The following is a 22,374-nucleotide window of genomic DNA, read 5'->3' on the forward strand; positions in this document are numbered from 1 at the left end:
AACTTACGTGGAATTCAACGGCAACCGATAGGGGTAGTGTGACCACTCAGTTTTGGAGCGCTGCCAATGCCATTATGGAAAATAAATACCCGGGATAATCCAGATATCTACGCAACTGCAGGCGCAGTAGAAGGCCTGGCAAAGACCAAGATACCGGAAACCGGTGTTAGCCCCGAAGAGGCTTATAACCTCGTGCGCGATGAGCTTTATCTCGATGGCAATGCCAGACAGAATCTTGCAACCTTTTGCACCACCTGGGTCGAAGACGAAGTCCATAAGCTTATGGCTGATTGCATCGACAAAAACATGATCGATAAGGATGAATATCCGCAAACAGCTGCAATTGAAGCGCGCTGTGTCCATATGATTGCAAGTCTGTGGCACTCGCCCGAAGCTGAAGAGACCATTGGGTGCTCAACAACTGGGTCTTCAGAGGCAGCAATGCTCGGTGGCCTTGCATTGAAGTGGGCCTGGCGCGACCGCAGGAAAAAAGAAGGCAAGCCCTGCGACAAGCCCAATATCGTATGTGGACCGGTTCAGGTGTGCTGGCACAAATTCGCCCGCTATTTTGACGTGGAACTGCGTCAGATACCTTTGAGTGAAGGCTCTTTGCATATCCAGCCAGATCAGCTCAAAGACTACGTTGATGAGAATACAATTGGTGTTGTGCCAACACTCGGCGTCACATTTACCGGCGTATATGAGCCGGTAAAAGATATTTGTGACGAGTTGGACAAGCTACAGATTAAAACCGGACTAGATGTTCCCGTGCATGTTGATGCAGCCTCAGGCGGTTTTGTGGCCCCCTTCCTGCAACCAGAACTTCTTTGGGACTTCAGGCTGGATCGGATTAAATCCATCAACGCCTCGGGACACAAATTTGGCTTAACGCCTTTGGGCGTGGGCTGGATTGTTTGGCGTGACAGTTCAGAGCTCCCGAAGGATCTGGTGTTCAATGTAGACTACCTTGGCGGCAACATGCCCACCTTTGCTTTGAATTTCTCGCGTCCAGGTGGACAGATTGTCATCCAGTACTACAATTTCATGCGGTTAGGATGGATCGGTTACAGAGAGATACAGTCAGCTTGTGCTGAAAATGCTCAATACCTTGCAAGCAAACTTGCAGACTTGCCCGAAATTGAAATCCTCTACAACGGCAAAGGAGCACTCCCTTGCGTGTGCTATCGACTAAAAAAACCTAAGGCAGCCCACTATACGCTCTACGACCTTTCAGAACGTGTGCGCATGAGCGGATGGCAAATTGCTTCCTATCCCCTGCCCGCAGATATGGAGGACACAATCGTCCAGCGTATTATGGTCCGACACGGTGTCTCCCATGATGCCGTCGATCAACTGTTCTTAGATATCCGTAAGTCGCTCAAATACTTAAGCAAGAACAACATCAAATGGTCAGACGCAGGGCCAAGTTTCTCTCACGGCTAATGCCCGTGAGAGAAACCAACACGATAATCTAGGCGAGCTGCTGCAGCAGCTCTGCCAGATACTCAGGCTCATCCAGGTGGTTGTTCACCATCAGCTCAAGTTCTTTGTAAGTGGCCACATAATGCACCGCGCCCATAAGCGCACGGGCTTGGTCCTCGCGCAAAGCCAGTGGATGAGACGACCCTTGCAAGCCCACAAAGTAGGCATTTACAAAAGCATCACCAAGCGTGGTGTCGATTTCGCATAGGAAAGGGTACACACCCGCCACATCATAGATTGGCGCATCCCAGCGGCATTCATCCCAATCCAGAATACCAACCAGCTCACCTGTCTTTTCACTCACAAGAGTGTTAGGTGGCCCAAAATCGCCATGCACCAGGTGCTTTGTATCGCTCATAGCACTTAACGAGGTTAAGGCAGCGGTCAACGCGGTCTCTACATCTGCCCAGAACTGAGAACCAAAGAATTTTGCATCAAGGTTTTTCGCAGATTCCATTCTTGCCAATGCAGATGAAAGCATTTGCCCGGACACTAAAGTACCTCGATCAACACTTGGACGCTCCTCCTTTGCAAACCTAAACGCATCTCGCTCCTCCCAGAGCTTAATGTGAAGGCTCGCCAAAGCAGCGCCGCTTTGTGCGCAAGTCTCAACGTTATCCAGTGCGGGTGTTTTTCCCTCAATCAATTCATAGAGAGAATAATGCGCGCCCTCAACTTCCGTCACCCGCTCCTGATTGACACCATAAAGCGCTTTAGGCACCCGGTAGCTAATCATAGGCTGAAGCAAATCCAAGCACTTAAATTCTGATAGGATTTGCGCTTCAGTCCGGTTTGGATTGTGGCGACGAAGAACAACGGGTTCCTCACCCTCTATTTCTCCCAACCAGGTCTCATTGGCATGGCCTTCGCCAAAAGAAGACCACCTTGTATTTTCCGGCAAGGCAAAAGCTTCATCAAGGAGCTCAATTTCCTGCTTATTCATTTGCGTCCCCCATTACTCGCCAAATTCTCTTAGCGCAAAGCGCGTATTGCCATCTCGACCTGTTACCTGTTCAGCATTCAACATCGAATTGATGATAGCTTCCTCTGTAGCTTCTGCAGCGGCTCGAAACACCCTGTCAATGCGCCGCTCATCGATTTGTTCCACCGAGTGCGTGCGCTTTCTGCTTTTCGTGTCCACTGGGTCCGCTGTTGTGAATGCTAAAGCTATATCCCCACTTCCGTGACCAAGAAATGAACCGGTTCGTGCAAGTCCTACACAAGCTCTTCGCGCAACCCGGTTCAGCTGCCGTTCACTCAGCGGCATATCCGTGCCCAGGATTATGATAATAGACCCTTTTTCCGGCCCACTTTCATCTGTCTCCAGCTTGGCTTCAATCTGTGGCCCAACATGCTGTCCTGCAAGAGTAAAATCAGGCAGCCGTCCCATATTGGAAAGCACAACCGCCCCAAGATAATATGCAGCGTTCCCAAGCTCCAACCTTCGCGAAGCACTACCGATCCCTCCCTTGAGCCCAAAACAGGACATACCGCGCCCTGCTCCCACAGCCCCTTGCTCAAAGTCTTGCGAAACAGCCCCCAAAGCCGTTTGTACATGGTGCGGCCGCACTTTAAGCGCACTAATTTTGTTTAGAAAAGCATCATTACATTCAAAAACAACAGGGTTGATTGTCGCTTTCATCAAATCAATGTCAGGTGTTTGGGCAAGTGTATGCTCAATCAACCCCTCACTCACAGCCCCAACGCTAAGCGTATTTGTCAGCAAGATTGGTGTTTCAAGCTCGCCTAACTCCTCAACTTGCACCAAGCCAACACTCTTGCCAAACCCATTAAAAACATGAGCTGCCGCACGAGTTCTAAGCTCAAATGCATTGCCGTCATGAGTGGTGATAGCAGTCACGCCAGTCTGGCACTCACCATCTGCCAGCGTAACATGCCCAACTTTAACACCTGGCACGTCGCAAATCGTATTCCGTTGGCCCCTTGGCAAAGATCCAATATTCTTAATCTGAAACATTCCAACCTCTAGCACAGATCCCAATTTACCCTGCTGAGAACAAGCCTATTTGATCCTTTGAATACAAACAACTAGAGGACACCAAGATCAAACAAACACCATACATGGCGCGTGTCCCTATTTAAATTGATCACCAAAAAAGCCGATGTGGTTTCGCATCTCCCGTCGCGCACTGTCTACATCACGCGCTCGAATGGCATCAAGAATGGCTTTGTGTTCCTCAATTCCATGACGGTGGGCAAACTCTGGAAGCAGAGGGTAAAGCCCTTTGCTCATGTTCATTCCCACAAGGATCTGCGGCTTCATCAGCTCGTATACAGCCGCCGCATACTCATTCTTTGCAGCCTTCACAACAGCAGTGTGGAACCTCATATCCCCATCAATGGTGCTAGCTGAATCCAGTCCAGCACTGTGAATTTGCGCCAAAGCTGCCTCCAGCTCTTCCATTTCTTTCTTCGTCCAGCGCTCAGCAGCCAACGCCGCCATCTCGCCCTCAAACGCCATGCGGGTTTCCTGGCATTGAATAACATCGCCTATCCCGGAAATAGCAAATTCACCAAGTGTGGGCGCAAACTGCGTTGGGGTAACAAGCTCCTTGATGACGAAACTTCCCGAACCGCGCACTGTCTTAATGTACCCGTCTTTGCGCAACCGCTCCATTGCACCACGCACAACGGGACGAGAAACACCATAACGTTCACAAAGCGCATTTTCAGTCGGAAGCTTGAGACCTTCGGGAAACTCCCCGCAATCAACAGCTTCCTTCATCTTGTCGTAAACCGCATTCGAGAGGTTTGCTGGACGGGCCACCCTCACACTCCAATTTTTCTTGTTTTGTCAGCTACTTAATACTTTGGAATGCCATTAATTTACAACACCGGGCCAAACCTAACAAGCTTGCCACTCTAACGCGACTTTTTCTTCACCAAACAGTTTATCTTTCATAAAAATACATTACAACTCAACACCTTAAAGAGAAAACCAAGTAAACCATCTAAATAAACAACCGTGTCTGCTTATGACACTGCGACATTATGTAGTCTATTTATTTGCCACCCACCCTCTAATATATCTGTCAGAGACGTTATGTCTCTGCAAGGTTCGGGGGGGTAATATTATGCGTCGACTTCCTTTCAAAGCTATTCAATGTGCAGCGACCGATTTTGGCGGCACAATGATAGTAACCAGCGTTTTGGTAGGCATACTCTATCTGGTTTTCACGCTCAGTTGAGTTAAAAAGGTGTCCTAGCAAGAATATCTTATAGAATGCAGGTGCTTGTTGGATTGCTGCCTGTTGCAACTTGACCATTATCCTCGCCAAGAAAGAGCGAGCCAATAATGCTGCAAGAATGTATGCGTATCCTCCTTACTCAGCACGGCGTCGCTGTGAGGAATACGCATCAAAACAAAGCTTGATCACTTCAGATCAAAGCCAAGCCGCCTTACTTATACTGGGCGCGGCTCGTCCCAAAGGTTTTCCCAAGTGTAAGGGCTGCCAGACAAGAAATATCCCTCTCCAGGAACAAACCGGTGGTTCTTATCTAAGGCTGCAATACGCGACATGTCGTGTTCATCAAGCTCACATTCAAGGGCTGCAAAGTTTTGAGCTAACCTGCCTGGATCACCTGATTTAGGCACGACAATAATCTCATTCTCGATGGCCCATTTCAGCAGCACCTGAGACGTGCTTACCCCGTGTTTTTCTGCAATTTCTTCGATCACAGGATGAACCAGAAGAACATCTTTCTTCTGGTCTGCGCTTAGCTCAGCAGGAATGCCTCTGCCAAGCGGGGCGTATGCAGTAAGTGCAATATTATTATGCATGCAATAAGAGCGCAGCTCACCTTGCTGAAGGAAGGGATGCAGCTCAACCTGATTAACCGCGGGCACAACCCGGGCTTCCATAATCAGGTCTTCCAGCTTATGCGCACTAAAGTTTGAGACCCCAATTGTACGGACCCGGCCTTCGTCAAAGCATTCTTCCAGAGCCCGCCACGTGCTCATCAACGGAACCTCTTCCAACGAAAGATAGTCTTCTGCACTTTGCGGTTTCTTCACGCCTGCTTTCAAAGCCACAGGCCAGTGCATCAAATAAAGGTCCAGATAGTCCAACTGTAGATCAGAGAGCGTTTTTTCAAGCGCAACAGGCACATCCTCAGGCCTATGAAAACTATTCCAAAGCTTAGAAGTGATGAACAGCTCATCCCTGCGAATACCGTCTTCCTGCATCGCATCAGCAAGTGCCTGCCCAATGTCGGCTTCGTTGCCATACATCATAGCGCAATCGATATGGCGGTACCCAGCCTTAAGCGCGGCCCGAATTGCAGGGTAGGTTTTACCTTCACCAAAGCTCACACTACCAAGGCCAAGCATTGGTATTTCATAACCGGTAGAAAGTGTTTTAGTTCGCATGATGCAACCTCAAAAAAGAAAACCCGCTCACAGATGTGAGCAGGTTTTCTTACTACTAATTCAACGCCAGATAAACACCGATGCCTGTTCTGCGGCACGGTTTCCTAGCATTCACCCGAGGCGATCTCAGGCAATGTATTTGTTAAGTACCTCTAGAGCAGCGAGTTTTCGAGAGATCCCGCCATCGAGCCATCCAGCAGCAGCTCCAATGACACTTTGAGAAGAATAGCAGCGCAAGCAAGTTGCAGCCCCAGAAATAAGGACACCATTTTCCATTTGAGCTGCTTCAAATATGTCATCTAAAGCGCCCGTATCGACCTGAGCGCTTACAAGCTCCAAAGCTGTTACGCGCAAACGTCTGCGCGGGCTCTGCAAATAACCGCGCACATCGATATCGACTCCAGGTCTGTCTGAAAGAACCTTCAAAGCAGATGCAGCAACGGCGTCAGTCCTATCTTTCAGGCTGGCTTCTACAAACGCAGCCGCCTTGGGGTTGGTGGAATGCCCCAGCAACTGAACACGCATTGCACGCACAGCAACGTCGTTTTCCGGTGGCAACGCAAGAATCTGCTCAACAGCCTCTTCAGAGAGCAGGACCCCGTTACCAGCCAAGTGAACAAGGCTTTGGCTAGCTGCAAAACGAACCTGCATTTTACGGTCTGCCAATGCAATTACCAATGCATCGATCAGCTCACGACGTTTCGCATCTCCGCAAATGCGCAAAGCCAGCAGGCGAATATCCAACGCCGGGTCGTCTGGACGGCCCGGAACGACGCGCTTTTTCTCGATTGTCTCGTTCGCAAGCTCAAGAAAATGCATGTCTTTCTTACCAAGCTCAACCGGCTCTTCCGCCAATTTCTCCAGCTCGTCGTCCGTGTTTAGAATTGAACCAAGGGTAGAGCCAGGGAACGCAACAACATTTTCAGGAAGGTCTTCAGCGCTTTCAATCGCCCCTTCAGGCACGTTGTCAGGCACACCTTCAGAAACCAAATCGGCAGCACCGGATGTCACTTTGGCAACGAGATCTTTCGCCGCAACAGCTTCATCTGCAAGCTCCTCCTCGTCAGCCGCCGCAGGCTCAATCACATTGCCTTCACGGTCGATCTGAATACGAGGCTTCTTGCGCTCACCCTTCCCGTTAATGCCAAGTTCAGAAGGATCTTTCTCTTTCGCGCTATCTAAAATGTCTTGCTCATGCGCTTCAGGCAGGAGTTTGCCGCAAGCAGCCCATACAAGTTGCACCGCCGCATTGTCAGCGAAATCTCCTTCGCCCTCTGCAAGCTTGGCAAGAGAGTTTAAAGCAGCAAGCCGAATTTCCTGAACTGCACTTGTCACCTGCTCTTGAAGGACACCAAAGCCTTCAGTACTTGGCACTTTTCCATGAAGCACTATGAATGCTTTAAGCACCGCCTCTTCTTTACGATGCGCAAAAATCTCTGCCAGCATCGTCGCAGCTTCCTCACCTTCCAACCTGGCAATAACCGGTATCAAGGCAGCAACAAACACCTCACTTGCACCACGCAGGGAGCATTCGATACGCTCTTTCAGGGCGTCAGGCTTGGCAATATCACAGTCAGCCAGCTGCTCCAGCGCCATGACACGCAAGGTCTCTTCGTCATCTTCGAAAGCAACTTTCTCAAGCTTGGCGTAGGAGAGGTTTCCCGGCGCTTTAAGGGCCAGCCGGCGCATTTGCGGCTCACTATCAGCCAGAAGCACAGCAAGGTCAGCTTCATCACCGCGTGCCATCATCACTTCAGCCGCGGCCACACGCACATCTGGATCAGCATCAGCGAATAAAACCTGAAGGATCTCACTCACGCGCTCATCTTGTGCTGTCGAAAGCGCACGCGCCGTATGTTCACGAACACGAGCTGAAGAATCTGTCGCTAGCACTGCCAGTTCGAGCAGACCAGCAACTCCCATGTCGGAGAGCGCCATCGTCACTTCTGGCCAGATTTCCTGACCAAATGGATCGCGCGCAGCCTCTAGTAACGTAGGGGCAGATCCGTCACATTTCAGCGTCCCAAGTGCCAAGATCGATTTACGCTGAACATCCAGCCAATCATCCCACTCAGCTCCATAGCCGTCCCAAGCTACGTCTTCTTCGCAACGTTCTTTAGCAAGCTTTGTTAGCCACTCTTCCGCAACTGGACCGCCAACAATCGCAAGCCCTTCAATGGCTGCAAGCTTGACCTCAAGAACTGGATCATTTTGCAAGCTCCAAAGCAGGACTTCAGCATCCAACCCTGTTCCTGCCGAAATAAGAGCGGCGATCACATCGCTACGGACGTCCTCATCCTCATCGCGCAGTGCATCAGCAAGCGCGCTGTGTGCAGCAGAACCACCAAACTTTCCAAGCACCTGAGCGGAAAAACATTTTTCACGCTCCTCACCATTCGCAAGCAACTCACACAGGATTTTTACAAGTTTTTCGGTCGCTTCTGTTTGCTCAATAGCAAAACCTTGATCCATACGGATGGTTGAAACCGTCATGACTGGCTCTTCTCCTCAAGTCCACTTCTGCAAAAGGGAACACATTCGCCTACCCCTTTGCACAAACGGAAAAGAACTGGCGGGAAGTCCCCGCCAGCTCCAGTTGTTTTATGCAATATCGCGTCGTGCGAAAGACATAGAACGGAAGCTATCCTTGTATGGGGATGTGCCGATCTTTTTGATCCGGCCAACGCCCATCTTGTAGTTGTAGTTTCCGCTGATCCAGTCGACTACACGGCCAGAAAGCGCATTGGCTGGCTGGGCTGTGTGCAGGAAGTCCATGTAAAGCATGCCCTTTTTCAGCGCTGGGGTAACAATTGCTACCGCAGTAATTGCGCCTTCGGTCAGTTCAATATGGCCTTCATCCATCAACTTGGTAAAGGTGAAGTCATCGCCTTCAACGCCAACTGTGGTGTCTGTCTGAACCGGAATACGGTCAGAGTAGAGCATCACGTAGTCACCGTTTTCGATGCCACGCTCGGCAGCATCCTCTGGGTGGAGTTCTACCCAGTTTTCAGGCCAGCGCTGTACGATGTAAGGACGACGACGGTCATCATAACCAGACTGCCAACGCTCGTTAATACGACCGGAGGTAATCCAAAGCTCGTCTTCTTTCGGCTTCATCCATGCCCAGTAATCGGAGAACAGGCTCCAAGGGCTTTTCTGGATGTTACACTTACCCGTTTGGGAGTTGAAGTGAGTGAGCTTCTTGTTGAAGCGGTTTGCTCCAGCAGGTCCGGTTTCTGGCAGCTCACGAGTGGTGTCATGCAGGCGCTTGGTACCCTGAAGGGTGCCATCTTCCAACATAACCACCGGACCCTGAATGCCGTCAGTTCCAAATTCTGCAAATTTCTCGTGAAGAGTCTTGCCTTCTTTCTGCGCAGCAACCTTCAGCATAAAGAAGTCTTTACGGCTGCCACGGGAGAAGCGGGCTGCTTCTTCAAGGACTTGGTTGGAGTCTTTCCAATCGTACCCTTTGAAGCCCATTTTCTTCGCAAGATTTGCAACAATCCACCAGTCTGGCTTAGCTTCGCCCGGTGCATCGTAGAATTTTGGATACAGACGCAGACGACGCTCACCGTTTGCACGGGTGAAGTTTTCTTCGCCCCAACCAGAAGCTGGGAAGACGATGTCTGCAAAGCGTGCACCAATCGGATCTACAAGGTAGATGTCCTGGTTCACGACAACCATGCCGCCACTATCAACACGTGCTTTCAGTGTGTCGATAATTGTCTGCTTGTCGTAGGAACGGATCTGATGCGGATTTTGCACAGTCAGTTCTTCAAATTTTGCAGACAAAGACTGGGAGCCACACATGGACTGAATCCAGGTGTTACCAATCACGTGCGCAAAGCGGGTGTGGCCGCTCATGAGATATCGGTCAGTATCCATCGCACGACGACGACGACCCGGAAGCTTCTCAGGAGACTTGTTGCGTGGGTAAGAACCACCCTTCAAGCCACCACGCTGGTGACCACCTGCACGGCCAATAACCTGACCTGGGCGACCGCCACAACCGGTGATAATACCAAGAGAAGAAATCGCATTGGTGTTACCGGTGTTGTTGGACCAGTAGAAGCCTTTCTCGATCATGATGGATGTCTTAGGACGGGAGCCATCATCACGAGGTTTTGCCATCCACTCAGCAGCCTTGTAGATCTTCTCTACATCAATTTGAGCAGTTTCAGCAGCCGCTGTTGGTTCGAACTCATCCTGAGCCATCAGCCACTTGACGAAGTCATCGTAGCCATTGGTCTGGAATTTGCCCCAAGTGGTACGCCACTGCCAAGGAGTGTTACGAGTACCCTGACCGAAGCCTGAAGAGCTTTCCCACTTATTGTTAACCCAGTCGCGGATCCATTCAGCATCCTGCCAACCGTTTTCGATGATCACACGAGCAATCGCATTCACAACGAGAAGGTCAGTACCTGGCTGGATATCAAGCCACAAACCACCATTCTTCTCCGCATAAGCCACACCCGCAGTACGGCGTGGGATCATGAAGATAGCCTTCTGACCGTTCTGAATGGCTGGCATAATCCAGTCAGTGAACAAAATGGTCTTGGACTCGTAAGGGTCAGTGCCACAGATCAGCAGTGTCTCTGCATCTTTCCAATCCTGATAGGATGGGCCGAAGTTATCGAAACCTGCATCACGGAAGCCTGGGGTGGACGTCACATCAGACGGAGTGTCATGGAATGTGAAGTTCGCAGTACCAACAGAGCGCAGCGCGTACTTGGAGATTGCGTAGGTGTTCTCCATGTAGCCGTAGGAGAATGTTTTCACGCAAAAAGCGTTCTCACCGTGCTTCTTGATAGTGTGCTTACCAACTTCCGCAGCAACTTCCAGAGCCAGATCCCAGGTGACCGGCATCAAAGTGCCGAACATGCGGATCATTGGTGACTTCAAACGATCGCGAGTTGGTGTCTGAGGGTTGTAAACCTTCTTCGCCAGCGCACCACCACGGATGGAGGAGTTACCGTTGACGTTGACGTGCTTGGTGTCCTTATCAGGAATGATAATGACGTGGTGTGGTTCGCCCTTATGCAGTACAATATTGTACTGGTTAGGAGCAACCCACGGACCAAGCGGATCAACCGGGAAGTCTGCACCAAAGGCATTTTCAGCAGCCATCTGGCCACCTACTTTGCCGCCTTTAACAGGCCAGCGGTAGATTTTGTAACCACATGCAACGATGCAGTAATCGCAAGCGGTGGTCAAAACATCAGCATCTACCGGTGGCAGCGGGATGTTTGTATCGGGAATATAGTAGGGAGTTGACATGGTATTTCCCCTCCTCAGCCCTTGAGATTGTCATAGCGGCCATAGATCAGCCCGAACATGCCAACGGCGTAAACATCATCGCCATCAACTTCGAGAAGGACCTGTGGCAGACTCTGGTAAGCCTGACCGGAAATGAAGATACCGTGACGGGTCAGATCAAATGTGGTCAAATGCAATGGGCATGGGCCCAGCGCCTTGTCACCTTTTTGATAAGTACCCTGCAACGGGCCACCCTGGTGCGTACAAGTGTAGTTGAACGCTACAATGTCCTTTTCCGCACCAATGCCACCACCAGCTTCTTTACCCAGCTTCACGATCATGGATTCAGCGTAAGCGCCTTCATCCGGGTATGTGAAATCGAGTGGCTCATCTTCTTTCAAATCGGAAAGCTTACAGATGAACTTGCGCTCATACGTGGAGACCATAGCCGGCACCTTCGCAGAGGAAGGCCCAGACTTAAGGGCTACCATAACCGTGAAGGTAGAAATACCGGAAGTCAGCAGGAACTGACGGCGTGTCATTACACAACGCTTACCAGTCTTCGCAATTTCCTCAGGGCCGTTCACGACCTCGATCATCTCAGGAGAGACGGACTTAGGTTGATGTGTCATCTCCACCTCCTCTTAGTTCGTTACAGCCGGAAGCGGTGCATATTCAGGAAGCTCAGGAGTTTCCATCAAAAGCCGCTCACCAGTGAAACTCTCAACAAACGCAACCAGATCAGCTTTCTCTTTCTTGGACAGGCCGAGAGGCTTAAGCAGCTTCGTTTTGTTTTTTGAGAACTCGTTGGTACCACCACCCTGGTTGTAGAATTCTACGACGTCTTCCAGAGTTTCCAACATGCCATTATGCATGTAAGGAGCTGTGTACTTGGTGTAGCGCAGAGAAGGCACCCGGAATTTACCCAAATCAGCCTTTTCCTTCGTTACAAAGTAAAGACCCGGATCATCTTTCCATTTCCGGTATTTTTCTTCCGTAGAGCCTTTTGCAAGAAGCTCAAAGCGGAAGGTGATCTGCGCTAATTCGTCAGTTTCCCAACCATCATAACCAGGAACGCCCAGATTGTAGTATTTCTGGTCAGTCACAAGCGCACCGTTATGGCAGGTAGAACATTCCGCCTTACCGGTGAACAGCTCCATGCCGCGCTTCTGCTGTTTGGTCAGAGCTTTGTCATCACCAAGCATGTACTTGTCGAATGGAGTGTCTCTCTGCACGAGGGAACGCTCAAACGCAGCAATCGCCATGTAAGCATCGCGGATGCTCGGGTATTCGGTTCCAAACACCTCGTTAAAGCGCTTACGATACTCAGGAATGAACGCCAAACGCGCTTCCATCATGTCGTCTTCACCATTACCGGCGACACCACCACGAGCAGCTGTACGAGCCTCAGCTTCCAAAGATTTGGAAACACCGGTCCAGAAGTAGTTGCCGTAATAAGCAGTGTTTACGATAGTTGGCGAGTTACGCCAGTGTGTTGTTCCCGGGTAGCCCAGAGAAATCTTGTCTGGGAAATCCCAGCCAAGCTCAGGTAGATGACATGCTGAACACGGCATCGCACTGTTACCGGACAGGCGCGGATCAAAGAACAACAGCTTACCCAACTCAACCTTTTCAGGAGTTGTTGGATTATCTGGTGGAGCAGGTGGTTCACCCAAAGGAGCAAGTTCAGTTGGACGTTTCTCGGCCGCTTGAACACCAGCCGCAACTGCAACAATGGAAACACCAGCAAGTGCAATCGCACCAATGGTTTTTTTGAATGTTGTCATCATAGCAGCCCCCTAGTTATGCTTGTTTTTCCAGTCTTCGATCAACTCATAAGAGTAATCGTCGGCTGTCCAAACGTATTCAGGAGTGTCGAAGCTGTTGCCAGACAATGACTTCAGGAATGCAACCAAATTGGCTTTTTCGTTGTCTTTAAGGCGCAATGGCTTAAGACGCGCATCTTTGTTGACATCATCACCACCGCCCTGATTGTAAAATTCTACAACTTCTTCAAGGGAGGCCAGCATGCCGTTATGCATGTAAGGCGCGGTGTAGGTCAGCTCACGAAGAGAAGGGGTCATAAAGGAACGCTTGTTCTCTTCTTTATGATCCAGAATGTATGCGCCCTGATCTTCACGAAGGTTCATGTAGTTGTTAACGCCCATGAATTTCGCGTAGGTCACATAAGTGATGTGACGCATCGGGTCAGACCAGATATCAGGGTTGTTTGGAACACCGATATTGTGTGGCTGATCGTCTGTGAAGCGATTGCCAGAGTGACAGGAAGAACACCCTGCTTTGCCTTTGAAGAGCTCATAACCGCGCTTCTCAGCAAGAGAGAGCTTACCCTCATCGAAAGCAGAGCCTGTCGACGTAATCGACTTCAAAAATGCTTCTAAAGCACCGCGTGCGCCACCATTAGACGGCTCGCCCTTGCCCGCAGCTTTAAACATTTCAACGTAGACAGGGTCCTGTTTCAGGCGCTCCTGCATCACGCGCATATCCATGTTCATGATGTATGTCTCTGTGATCATTCCACGAGACACATCATTCAGGTTTGTACCCAAACGACTATCATGCATCCAGGCTGCCCGGTGTCCGACGTTCGCCAATGTTGGCGTGTTACGGAAACCCTCTGAACCAGTATATGCAGTAGAAAGCTTTTCGCCATCCGTGAAGCCCTTTGCAGGGTCATGACACGTCGAACAGCTAAAGTTCGTATCACCAGACAAACGGCTATCATAAAATAAGCGTTTTCCTAGTTCTACTAGAGCAGGATTCTGCTCTATTTTTGCAACAGGCCCTAAATCTGTTGCGAATGCCGCAGTGCTTGTCATTAAAGCAATCGACATACCGACGAGAAGGCGCATTGTTACCCCCAATTTGCCTGGGATGACACCTCCAAGCATTAAGCTCAAACAGCATCTATCCCGGAATACTCAGCATTTCTGCATCGTGCACTGAGGCCTTTCATTGATTGCAATCACGCTTCGAATGTAGGGGTTCTAATGAATGATATTTTTCGCTGTTAATCCGGTAACAAAATATTGATTAAAACTAATCCCTGGAATATTGATTTATATCAATGTCCTTTTTGACAGTGTCACTAGGCCAAATCACTTAAGAAGCGGGGAACTTTACGCATGACGGGGACAACCCCTCCAAAGATAGTGTCACCGGCTGACAATCTTTCTTTTGAATGCGCTCAGGAATCCTGTGGCTTCCGGGGAGATGAATGCATATGTCGCCCGATGCACAATCATTTCGACAAAGCCCAGTTACGCGCCGCAAGAACTCTTGAGTTAAACGAGGGTGACCAGCTTGCTCCTGAGGACTTTCCAGAGCCTGTCGTATTTGCAGTTTTAACTGGTGTCATCGCCGTTGAAAGCCATCTGAGTGACGGGCGTCGTTCCCTGCTTACGCTCCGACTGCCCGGCGAATACCTCGACATGAATAGGGCGGACCGGCACGCTTCAGGCGAAGTGGTCGCCTTGGCCCCAACGTCAGTCAAGCTACTTCCGCGAACTGTGTTTGAAGAACTCCTGCTGCTGGACGCAAACCTACGCCGAATCTATTGGCGCAGGGCAACCGATATTATGCACCAGCAGTTTGACCATTCCTCAGACTTGGGCAAGAAAACACCAACAGAGCGAATGGCCTCCTTTATCTTTGAGCTTAGAAATCGCCTGAACATTCCTCGTTTTGTAGAAGAATTCGCCCTTCCGATTTCCAGACAGTCCATCGCAGACTACCTTGGGCTGCGCGCGGAAACCGTGAGTCGGGTGTTTAAGGGGCTGGAAAAAGAAGGCCTTATCAAGCTTGTCAGTAAACACCAACTGGCAATCATCGATTTTAAAGGCCTGCGAAAGATCGCCAACGGCTCTCGCCCGCGCCTTTCCAACCATCGCTGACCTATCAGGATTAGGTGAAGAGCTGTTCAAGATGAGCAGCTCTTGATACCCCCGCGACCTAACCGACTAACTCTTCAACGCCGACCAGCTCAAACGAGCCGATAGGGGTTTCAACCCCATTCAGCAGCACTGCGAGGTGGTGTTCCCCCTCATAATACCGGCGTGTAGTTATTGACCTGATGCGGTGTTGTCCTGAAACACTTAGCTTTTGACCGGCATTCAAGTTTCCACGCTTCCACTTAAACACCTTGGGTGCGAGCTTTCCGTTCGCTTTGCGATGGTACACGACAAAGTCCAGCATGAACGGAACAGCTTTCTCAGACAGGTTTTCAACCACGGCCGAAAATAACAGCGCAGACCCAAATTCTAAGCGAGCTGTCTCCAACTCCCCATGCACAACCCTCACATGCTCACCCTCGTAACCCAGAACAGCAAGGCTGGGCAGGTGCGCTGCTTTCACATTGCTGCGCAGCGCATGTCGCACGAGGCGCTCTCTTTGCTTTGTAGGGTGTGCAAGCCACTTGCCACAAACCTGCGCCGCGATATCAGCGTGGTCCTTGGAGATATCATTAAGGTGATTAGCAACAGAGCGGCGGACATACTCGGTTTCATCATCCTTAAGCTTCTCCAAAAGAGGTAAACACTTTTCTGGTGCCTCCATGAAGCCCTTAAGTTGCGGAGCCCAAGGCAATCTTGGCCGTGTTCCCTCAGAAACAAGCCGGCGCACATACGCACACTCGTCCTCAGCCCACTCATTCAAAAGCGCAAGTGTTTCTCGCTCATACCGCTCAATAAAAGGCCGGATCGCAAACTCAGCCGAGAACCTGCTTGTCAGCTCTTTCATGGCCGCCATCGAAAGCTCAAACTGCTCCAAACCATAGAGCAACACATAATCTGTAAATGGCATGGTAATGAGGCCCGCAAGCCCACTGTTTTCTGTTCGGCGTTCTGGCTCATCATGAACGGGCGTCGGCTCAGCAAGTGTAACCACCATCACCTGCAGGGCGTCCTCATAGTTTTCAGGGAGAAATCGCCGCAAGCACCGTGCAATATGGAATGATCGCTCCTTGAGCTCCATGGCCGCCAGCCCAGCCACCGCCTCACGAAAAAAACCAGCACCGTCGAACGCAGGATAAGCCCGTGCCAAAGCACGAGCCATCCCATCAATCGAAGCGCGATTAAAAACCTCTTTAAAAGGCTCAGCCATACGTTCCCACCACGCTAAAGAACTCCATTGCACCTGCTTTACGTGGAGCATGTTCCTTCGAGACATCCAGAAGAGAGAAATACGCCTGGCCAGCTGCGTGTTTGCCAGCTGCTGCGACAGCTGCTTTGCTGGCAGCACCAGTTGCCCATGTCACAATATCTGCATAAGCCCCATCTTCGTGCTTCACCAAACTACGTCGCACGAAGCCATCAAACTCCTCCAGAAACTCTTTCTGAAACCGTTCGGAGGCTTCTAAAAGCTCACTCTCACTCCTGTCAGGCGAAAGGTGAAACGGTGCAATTTCAATAACTTGGTCGGTCATATCTTTTCCTTCAAAAATAGCGATGTGTTCTGTTTATGGACAAATATGCCATTTAACGGCATATTTGTTGCATGACTGGTAAAAACCCTGGAACAACCAGAGCAACCGCGCTGGAACGCCTTTCGAGGCTTGAGCAAATTGAGGCTCTGCTGAAATCCGGCGAGTGTCCAACGACTCAAGACCTGGCAAATGAGCTTGGAATTTCACAAAGAACGCTGTTTCGTGATTTGGATCTTTTGCGCAAGCGCGGCCTGCCCGTTGAGGCCGATAAAGGGCGTGGCGGAGGGGTTCGCCTGCAAGCCAGATGGGGGATAGGCCGCCTCAAACTGGAATATAGAGAGGCAATTGACCTGCTTATCAGCCTCGCAATTGCGGAGAAGATGAACTCCCCTCTCCTGCTGGCGAATCTGAAACCCATACGCCGTAAGCTCATCGCGTCGTTCTCGCCAGAACTGCGTTCCCGCGTCGACACTCTTAAGTCCCGCTTGTGGATTGGCGAAACAGCCTCTATCACCGTGTATGGTTCTTTTGAGGACATCGACAGCCAAGCCATGAGCCCCATTAACGAGGCGTTCCTCATGAGCAAATGCGTAGAAATTTCCTACAGCGACCAACACGGCAAAACATCAAAGCGCACCATAGAGCCACATTACCTCTTTCTCAGCTATCCAATATGGTACGTGATGGCATGGGATCACTTACGTAACGCAGTTCGCACTTTCCGCTGCGACCGCATCAAGCACTCCAGGCTTACCGAGACCGGGTTCACCCTAAAACCCAAACAGCCCTTCATAGACGCAATTGACGGTATAGAGCCTTCAACGCCATAGCCCACGGAGCGAGTAGCATCACGAGCAATGCCAGATCGCCCTCTTCCTACTCCTGTCATCAAACCTTCAAAAATCATTCATCGGAACGCCACGCATGCCCACTACCTAACAAGCATCCAATTCGCGAAACTTTTCTGACGGGGATTTTTACATGCGCGTAGTTCGCACGTCACTCATGAGCGGTATCTCTGTTGCCTTGCTTGCAACTGGTATCAATGCTTCAATTGCATCAGAAGCCAAGTTCTTCAAGCGTATCGCAACAATGCCGGTCTACGAAACGCTGGCTGAGGGTATCGACCAGTCAACTGAAACAGTTGCTGAGATCATTGCAGCTTCTGAAGACGGCAACACGCTTGCTTTCACAGATGGCCCACAAGAAGCGATCGTCTTCCTGGATATAACCGATGCTGCAGCACCGAAAACTCTGGGCCGCACAGCTCTTGGCGGCGAACCAACATCTGTTGCGATCGCTGGGAAAATGGCATTTGCCGGTGTGAACACCTCTGAAAGCTACACCAAGCCATCTGGATATCTGGCAGTCATCAACCTTGAAACCATGCAGATAGATGCAAGGTGCGACGTAATGGGCCAGCCAGATTCAGTCGCGGTTTCCAAAGACGGCAAGTATGTCGCCATCGCAATCGAGAACGAGCGCGATGAGGACCTCAACGATGGCGCGCTACCTCAACTTCCAGCAGGCTACCTCTCTATTTTTGACCTGAACAAAACCGGCATACCAAAAAACTGCGAGGCAGTTCGCAATGTAGCCATGACGGGCTTGGCGGAAATTGGCAGCACGGACCCCGAGCCGGAATACGTTTCTATCAACAGCAACAATGAAGCTGTTGTAACCCTTCAGGAAAACAACCACCTGGCTATTGTGGAGCTGAGCACAGGCAAGGTCATCAATCACTTTTCTGCAGGCAAAGCTACCGCTGAAAACGTTCCGGTCAAAAAAGCCCACCTTTCTGACGCATCCGGCACGAAAAGAGACGTTGCGCGCGAGCCTGATGCTGTTGCATGGATGGACGACACTCGTTTTGTCACCGCCAACGAAGGTGATTACAAAGGCGGCTCTCGCGGTTTCACCATCTGGAACAAAAACGGCACTGTAGAATTTGACAGCGGTAACCAGGTGGAACACTTGGGCATGGCACACGGCCACTACCCAGCCAAACGTGCGCACAAAAAAGGCACAGAGCCTGAAGGCGTAACCATCGGCACGTATGGCGATGAAACGCTCATTTTCGTAAACTCAGAGCGCGGCAACTTCGTTGCGGTGTACCGTGATACCGGTGCAGCGCCTGAGTTCCTCCAGTTCCTGCCCACGCATATCGGGCCAGAAGGCTTGCTGACGATCCCCTCTCGCAATCTGTTCGTTGTCGCCAACGAAAAAGATGACGTTAAGGAAAATGTTCGCTCCGCAGTTGGCCTTTATCAGTACGGTGCAATCTCTGCGGAATACCCGCAGCTGATCTCTGAAACAGATCCGGAAACCCGTGCACCAATCGGTTGGGGTGCAATCTCTGGCATGGTGGCAGATAAAGACGATGCCAACAAACTCTATGCCGTTTCAGATAGCTTCTACGACAACGCCCGCATCTTCACACTGGATGTATCAGCACAGCCTGCAAAGATCACAGCGCATATAGACCTGACAGGCGGATCAGCCTCCAAATATGATCTTGAAGGTATTGCACTTCGCAAAGACGGCGGCTTCTGGCTCGCGTCAGAAGGCAATCCTGATAAGAAGATGGATCATTACCTGCTTCGCGCTTCTGAAACAGGCGTCGTCGAGCAGGAGATAAAACTCCCGCAAAGCCTTGTCAGTCATGCAAAACGCTTCTCTCTGGAGGGTGTAGCTGAGTTTGAGATGAACGGAGAAACCTTGGTTGCCGTTGCCGTGCAGCGCGAATGGAACGACGATCCAAAGGGCATGACCAAGCTTGGCATCTATAACCCGGCAGACAATTCATGGGGCTTTGTTCACTACCCACTGGAAACACCGCGCAGTTTAGCTGGTGGCTGGGTCGGTCTTTCCGAAATCACATCCTTGGGCAACGGGGAGTTTGCACTTCTGGAACGTGACAATCAAGGCGGCCCGAATGCAGCAATCAAACAGGTTACAGTCGTCTCATTGCAAGGCATCACGCCAGCAGCACACGGCGCGCCCCTGCCCGTATTGAAGAAAAAGGTTGTTCTAGACCTGTTGCCAACCATGTCAGCAACAAACGGCTGGACCCCTGATAAAGTAGAGGGCCTTGCAATCACAAAAGACGGCCGCATCCTCATTTCCACTGACAATGATGGCGTTGACGATGCAAATGGCGAAACCCTGTTCTTCTCAATGGGCGATGCATCGCAGCTCAACTAGGACTCCTCCCAAAATGCTGCCGAAGCTTTCGGGTGGCAAAACGCACAAACAAAAGCCCGCAGTCTTTTCTGCGGGCTTATTGGCTGGCCAAGTGCTCTAACACACTCCTGGGCTAACGTTTTTTGCTCTCATAGTAGTAGGTGATCTTTGGTTTTTTTCTTCCAAGAAGCACCCTCAAAATCACAAGAGGAATTGTTATGGCGATGATGGTCAACATCAGACCGGAGGCAATTCCGATCACAAGCAAGACAAAGGCCAGCACGGCGACTGCAAAGAGCAACGCAATGACGCGTCCTGTTATGTATTCCAAATAATTCATCATCACCATCTCCATCAGGCCAGCGCAAAACTACACCATATGGAGATGGCTGTTCAACTGAAGAAAATCAAGCGTTCTCGCGTGTTTTCGTTGCAGACTGGCTGCCCTTCCCAGCATTCAGATCTGCGAAGGTCCGGCCAGACTCAACCAGCTCTTCAAGCAGTTTCGCTGGCTGCCAGAAATAGTCATCTTCCCGCGCATACTCTCTGATATTATTGAGTATTTTCTCAAGCCCCACTTCATCAGCATACTGCATAGGACCACCACGCCAGCGTGGGAAGCCGTAGCCGTAAATCAGCGTCATATCCACATCCAGCGGACGAAGGGCGATCCCTTCTTCAACCACCTTAGCTGCCTCATTCACCATAGCTGCCATGTACCGTTCAAGGATCTGCTCCTTGGAGAGGTTTTGCTCGGTGATTTTCTTTTGTTTGCGCTCTTCGGCAAGCACTTCAAAAACCGTCGGGTTTGGAACCCCCTTGCGTGCGCCATTTTCGTAGATGTAAAAACCCTTGCCGGTCTTCTGGCCAAACCAGCCTTGCTCGCACAAGCGGTCAGGGAATGTGAAAAAGCGCTCGTTTGGAGCAAGTGTTGGCGCTTTACGTTTCCGGGTTGCCCAGCCAATATCCAGGCCAGCCAGATCAGCGACGGCATAAGGCCCCATCGCAAAACCAAATTCCAGCATCACCTCATCAACATCAAACGGAGTGGAGCCGTCCATAACGATAGCATCAGCTGCTGTCCGATAGCTTGCAAGGATGCGGTTGCCGATAAAGCCGTCACACACACCTGCACGAACCGCGACTTTACGCATGATCTTGCCAAGCTGGAAACCAGTCGCAATGACATCTGGCGCGGTTTTTTCAGCCACAACAACTTCCAGCAGCTTCATAATGTGCGCTGGTGAGAAGAAGTGTAGACCAATGACATCCTCAGGCCGCTCGGTCACAGCAGCAATGGCGTCCACATCCAGATAAGAAGTATTGGTGGCCAGCACCGCCCCTGCTTTACAAACTGCGTCCAGCTGCTTGAAGACCTGCTTTTTCACTTCAATGTCTTCAAACACCGCTTCGATCACCAGATCCGCATTAGAGAGCGAACCATAATCTGTGCTGAGTTTGAGTGCCTCTTCAAAGATGCGTACTTCCTGATCTGCGCTAAGCTTACCTTTTTTAACCGCTCCGCCGATATTTGCTGCAATCGTTGCCTTGGCGCGACCCAGCGCCTCTTCATCGCGCTCAATCAGGGTCACAGAAAGACCGTTCATCAAAGCACTGGTTGCAATTCCTGCGCCCATCGTACCGCCGCCAATGACACCAATCGCCTTGAGCTGACGAGGAGCAACCCCCTCAATCTCAGGCAGTTTGCCAAGCGCACGATCCGAAAAGAAGGCATGAGAAAGGGCACGGTGCTGAGCAGAGTTCTTCAGCGCCATAAACATCTCACGCTCTTTTTCCATCCCCTCAGCAAAACTGGTTTGACTGGCGACCTCAACAGCCTCCACACCAACAACCGGCGACATCTGCCCGCGAGCCCGCTTGGCAACCGCAAGTTTTGCGGCTTCAAACATTTTAGCATCAACAGCAGCAGGTACCAGCTGCGAACAGCGACGCATTGGTGTGCCCTCATCAATCACAGAGCGTGCGAAAGCCAAACCAGCAGCAACTGCATCTGATTCTTCACTTACGTGATCAAGTATACCTGCCGCTTTTGCATCCGAAGTTCCAATCGGCGCTCCACTAGGAATCATCTCCAGCGCTTTTTCATAGCCCGCCAAACGTGGTAAGCGCTGCGTTCCCCCTGCTCCCGGAATAATGCCCAAATGCACTTCTGGAAGCCCAACCTTTGCTCCCTTCACCCCAACGCGGAAGTGACAGCCCAGTGCAACCTCAAGCCCGCCGCCCAGCGCAACGCCGTGGATCGCAGCGATAACAGGCTTCGTGCACTCTTCAATTCTATCAATCACATCAGGTAGGTGCGGCTCAATCGCAGGCAATTTGAACTCGCGGATGTCAGCGCCAGCAATAAACACTTTCCCAGCGCCAACAATGACTGCTGCCTTGGCAGAAGCGTCACTATCGAACCGCTCAATGTTCGCCTGAAGGTCCTGCCGGATCGCAAGCGATAGCGCGTTCACCGGTGCATTGTTTACGGTCATTACCGCAACATCATCGTGCAATTCATAGGAAACCTGACCTGATGATTTAAATGAAGAAGACACACAAAACTCCCTGTCGCCGCGCTCAATTCCCACACGGCTCTCTACCTAGCAATTTCCCG

Annotated in this window: 17 protein-coding genes; 4 read left to right on the top strand and 13 right to left on the bottom strand. The window is 50.8% G+C overall.

Annotated features, from left to right (window positions below):
* The first annotated feature begins 66 nt into the window (after positions 1-66).
* Complete coding sequence (gene gad, locus BMZ51_RS18890; protein ID WP_068010838.1) at positions 67-1,443, top strand: glutamate decarboxylase; 1,377 nt, start codon at positions 67-69, stop codon at positions 1,441-1,443.
* A gap of 28 nt (positions 1,444-1,471) precedes the next feature.
* Here the strand turns inward: gad and BMZ51_RS18895 are convergent, their stop codons facing one another.
* From BMZ51_RS18895 to BMZ51_RS18935, 9 genes are all read right to left on the bottom strand, one after another.
* The gene (locus BMZ51_RS18895) at positions 1,472-2,425 is read right to left on the bottom strand and encodes a phosphotransferase enzyme family protein (protein WP_068010840.1); all 954 of its coding nucleotides are present in this window, start codon (positions 2,423-2,425) and stop codon (positions 1,472-1,474) included.
* Between the two features lie 12 nt (positions 2,426-2,437).
* Positions 2,438-3,460, bottom strand: coding sequence for a DmpA family aminopeptidase (locus BMZ51_RS18900; protein WP_068010842.1), 1,023 nt, complete (start codon positions 3,458-3,460; stop codon positions 2,438-2,440).
* A gap of 117 nt (positions 3,461-3,577) precedes the next feature.
* Positions 3,578-4,270: a FadR/GntR family transcriptional regulator gene (locus BMZ51_RS18905; protein ID WP_068010844.1), complete on the bottom strand. Its 693-nt coding sequence runs from the start codon at positions 4,268-4,270 to the stop codon at positions 3,578-3,580.
* A 636-nt stretch (positions 4,271-4,906) separates the two neighbouring features.
* Positions 4,907-5,872, bottom strand: coding sequence for an aldo/keto reductase (locus BMZ51_RS18910; protein WP_068010847.1), 966 nt, complete (start codon positions 5,870-5,872; stop codon positions 4,907-4,909).
* A gap of 126 nt (positions 5,873-5,998) precedes the next feature.
* Positions 5,999-8,365 (bottom strand): HEAT repeat domain-containing protein, encoded by a 2,367-nt coding sequence (locus BMZ51_RS18915; RefSeq protein WP_068010849.1) that lies wholly within the window; start codon positions 8,363-8,365, stop codon positions 5,999-6,001.
* A gap of 108 nt (positions 8,366-8,473) precedes the next feature.
* Entirely contained in the window at positions 8,474-11,149 is a 2,676-nt protein-coding gene (locus BMZ51_RS18920; protein WP_068010850.1) for an arsenate reductase (azurin) large subunit, read from the bottom strand.
* A gap of 14 nt (positions 11,150-11,163) precedes the next feature.
* Positions 11,164-11,760 (bottom strand): arsenate reductase (azurin) small subunit, encoded by a 597-nt coding sequence (locus tag BMZ51_RS18925; protein ID WP_203416272.1) that lies wholly within the window; start codon positions 11,758-11,760, stop codon positions 11,164-11,166.
* 12 nt (positions 11,761-11,772) lie between these two features.
* Entirely contained in the window at positions 11,773-12,918 is a 1,146-nt protein-coding gene (locus tag BMZ51_RS18930; protein ID WP_208979578.1) for a cytochrome-c peroxidase, read from the bottom strand.
* A gap of 9 nt (positions 12,919-12,927) precedes the next feature.
* Positions 12,928-14,001 (bottom strand): cytochrome-c peroxidase, encoded by a 1,074-nt coding sequence (locus BMZ51_RS18935; protein WP_068010963.1) that lies wholly within the window; start codon positions 13,999-14,001, stop codon positions 12,928-12,930.
* Positions 14,002-14,382: 381 nt separating this feature from the next.
* Here BMZ51_RS18935 and BMZ51_RS18940 point away from each other — a divergent pair, with 381 nt between their 5' ends.
* A complete protein-coding gene (locus BMZ51_RS18940; RefSeq protein ID WP_068010852.1) occupies positions 14,383-15,042 on the top strand; it encodes a Crp/Fnr family transcriptional regulator in 660 nt (219 codons plus the stop codon).
* Positions 15,043-15,100: 58 nt separating this feature from the next.
* On the opposite strand, the gene BMZ51_RS18945 is transcribed toward BMZ51_RS18940, so the two are convergent.
* Positions 15,101-16,249, bottom strand: a complete 1,149-nt coding sequence (locus BMZ51_RS18945) for a DNA alkylation repair protein (RefSeq protein ID WP_068010854.1) — start codon at positions 16,247-16,249, stop codon at positions 15,101-15,103.
* Positions 16,242-16,571: a hypothetical protein gene (locus BMZ51_RS18950; RefSeq protein WP_068010856.1), complete on the bottom strand. Its 330-nt coding sequence runs from the start codon at positions 16,569-16,571 to the stop codon at positions 16,242-16,244. Before BMZ51_RS18950 ends, BMZ51_RS18945 begins: the two co-directional genes overlap by 8 nt.
* Before the next feature lie 71 nt (positions 16,572-16,642).
* On the opposite strand from BMZ51_RS18950, the gene BMZ51_RS18955 reads away from it, so the two are divergent.
* Positions 16,643-17,401, top strand: a complete 759-nt coding sequence (locus tag BMZ51_RS18955; protein WP_068010858.1) for a helix-turn-helix transcriptional regulator — start codon at positions 16,643-16,645, stop codon at positions 17,399-17,401.
* A 151-nt stretch (positions 17,402-17,552) separates the two neighbouring features.
* On the top strand, positions 17,553-19,775 hold the full coding sequence (locus tag BMZ51_RS18960; protein WP_068010860.1) for an esterase-like activity of phytase family protein: 2,223 nt from the start codon (positions 17,553-17,555) through the stop codon (positions 19,773-19,775).
* 112 nt (positions 19,776-19,887) lie between these two features.
* Here the strand turns inward: BMZ51_RS18960 and BMZ51_RS18965 are convergent, their stop codons facing one another.
* Positions 19,888-20,097, bottom strand: a complete 210-nt coding sequence (locus BMZ51_RS18965) for a hypothetical protein (protein ID WP_068010862.1) — start codon at positions 20,095-20,097, stop codon at positions 19,888-19,890.
* 64 nt (positions 20,098-20,161) lie between these two features.
* Positions 20,162-22,315, bottom strand: a complete 2,154-nt coding sequence (locus tag BMZ51_RS18970) for a 3-hydroxyacyl-CoA dehydrogenase NAD-binding domain-containing protein (protein ID WP_068010965.1) — start codon at positions 22,313-22,315, stop codon at positions 20,162-20,164.
* Positions 22,316-22,374: the final 59 nt, after the last annotated feature.

It is taken from the genome of Pseudovibrio axinellae (assembly GCF_900110875.1).
Classification (GTDB): domain Bacteria; phylum Pseudomonadota; class Alphaproteobacteria; order Rhizobiales; family Stappiaceae; genus Pseudovibrio; species Pseudovibrio axinellae.

Bases quoted from the DNA above. Each gene is read 5' to 3' on its own strand.
- BMZ51_RS18895 (WP_068010840.1), bottom strand. From the start codon at position 2,425: ATGAATAAGCAGGAAATTGAGCTCCTTGATGAAGCTTTTGCCTTGCCG.
- BMZ51_RS18900 (WP_068010842.1), bottom strand. From the start codon at position 3,460: ATGTTTCAGATTAAGAATATTGGATCTTTGCCAAGGGGCCAACGGAAT.
- BMZ51_RS18915 (WP_068010849.1), bottom strand. From the start codon at position 8,365: ATGACGGTTTCAACCATCCGTATGGATCAAGGTTTTGCTATTGAGCAA.
- BMZ51_RS18925 (WP_203416272.1), bottom strand. From the start codon at position 11,760: ATGACACATCAACCTAAGTCCGTCTCTCCTGAGATGATCGAGGTCGTG.
- BMZ51_RS18935 (WP_068010963.1), bottom strand. From the start codon at position 14,001: ATGCGCCTTCTCGTCGGTATGTCGATTGCTTTAATGACAAGCACTGCG.
- BMZ51_RS18920 (WP_068010850.1), bottom strand. From the start codon at position 11,149: ATGTCAACTCCCTACTATATTCCCGATACAAACATCCCGCTGCCACCG.
- gad (WP_068010838.1), top strand. From the start codon at position 67: ATGCCATTATGGAAAATAAATACCCGGGATAATCCAGATATCTACGCA.
- BMZ51_RS18910 (WP_068010847.1), bottom strand. From the start codon at position 5,872: ATGCGAACTAAAACACTTTCTACCGGTTATGAAATACCAATGCTTGGC.
- BMZ51_RS18950 (WP_068010856.1), bottom strand. From the start codon at position 16,571: ATGACCGACCAAGTTATTGAAATTGCACCGTTTCACCTTTCGCCTGAC.
- BMZ51_RS18955 (WP_068010858.1), top strand. From the start codon at position 16,643: ATGACTGGTAAAAACCCTGGAACAACCAGAGCAACCGCGCTGGAACGC.
- BMZ51_RS18930 (WP_208979578.1), bottom strand. From the start codon at position 12,918: ATGATGACAACATTCAAAAAAACCATTGGTGCGATTGCACTTGCTGGT.
- BMZ51_RS18945 (WP_068010854.1), bottom strand. From the start codon at position 16,249: ATGGCTGAGCCTTTTAAAGAGGTTTTTAATCGCGCTTCGATTGATGGG.
- BMZ51_RS18965 (WP_068010862.1), bottom strand. From the start codon at position 20,097: ATGATGAATTATTTGGAATACATAACAGGACGCGTCATTGCGTTGCTC.
- BMZ51_RS18960 (WP_068010860.1), top strand. From the start codon at position 17,553: ATGCGCGTAGTTCGCACGTCACTCATGAGCGGTATCTCTGTTGCCTTG.
- BMZ51_RS18940 (WP_068010852.1), top strand. From the start codon at position 14,383: ATGCACAATCATTTCGACAAAGCCCAGTTACGCGCCGCAAGAACTCTT.